1 protein-coding gene is annotated in these 1,108 nt (G+C 35.1%); it reads right to left on the bottom strand.

Features of this window, described 5'->3' with window-relative positions:
- Nucleotides 1–53: 53 nt before the first annotated feature.
- Nucleotides 54–968 (bottom strand): Rpn family recombination-promoting nuclease/putative transposase, encoded by a 915-nt coding sequence (locus AC4II3_RS32785; RefSeq protein ID WP_488012176.1) that lies wholly within the window; start codon nt 966–968, stop codon nt 54–56.
- Nucleotides 969–1,108: the final 140 nt, after the last annotated feature.

Raw genomic sequence — 1,108 nt, 5'->3', positions numbered from 1 at the left:
GGGCTAGATTACTTATAGAGTCTGCGTTTTAGATTATTTCGTCGCCCCCTCAGCTAGTTAAGCCAATTTTCTAAATCCGTTATGTTCTTGAAATCTAAGAAATCTTCTCCCAAATTTTCCAACTCTTCAATTGTTAAATTTTCTATTTTGCTAATTGTTTTTGTCTCAATTTCTCCAAAACGCTTTTTCAGTTGACGAATGATTAAGGCGATTGCCTCATTTTTTCTTCCTATTTCTTTGCCAATTTCCTTTCCTATTTCTTCAGCATAAGTTATTTTTCCTCTTTCATCTTGTAATGCCATAGCACGGCGATCGGCAATTTCTAATTCTTCTGGAGTCATACCAGCTTGATTAGCAAGATTTAAAGCTGATTCTATCTCTGATACTTCTCCTAAAGAAGGAGGAATATTATCGAGGCTAGAAGCTTCTTTGAGGAAATAAATCCATTTATCGGCTAAAGTTTCTAATTCGGATAGTGTTTTATGGAATTTCGGTAATTCTATAAATATTAACTGCAATTCCTCTTCCAGACATTCAAACTTTTCAGTTTTTTCTTGAAACACAAATTGATTAATAATTTGCTGAGTTTCGTCGAACAAAATAAAATCCGTAATTGTGACAGCTATAACAGGTTTAAGACGAATATAGTCCTCTGCTGTTTTTAACTGATTAACATATCCTTTCACCATATTATAAAGTACCCGTTTGCTAAAACCAGTGATGGATGAGACTTGCATTTCAATTAGGACAACTTCTCCATCCGCTAACACTGCTTTTACATCCAAATAAGTGTCTTTTAAAGTCAACACTTGACCGGGATTATAGGGATTAATAATGGTTAAAGATTGAATGATTGGTTCGCCATTGTAAATAATAGCATTGAGGAAACTAATTAATATATTTTTACTTTCTTTGGAACCAAATATTTTTTTGAATACATAATCTATTTTAGGGCTGATAAATCTCATAGTTTTGGCGTTCCTGAATTAAGGAATAAATGCGCGATCATCTGGTTTTCTTAAAGCCCCCGTTGCTCCTCGAATTCTGAGGGACTTGTCTTGATGCAGTCGCTCATGGGGGAAACCCCCAAGACCGCGCTGCATCGCTT

Source organism: Moorena sp., assembly GCF_982860115.1.
This window is presented reverse-complemented; position numbering and strand designations above follow the sequence as displayed.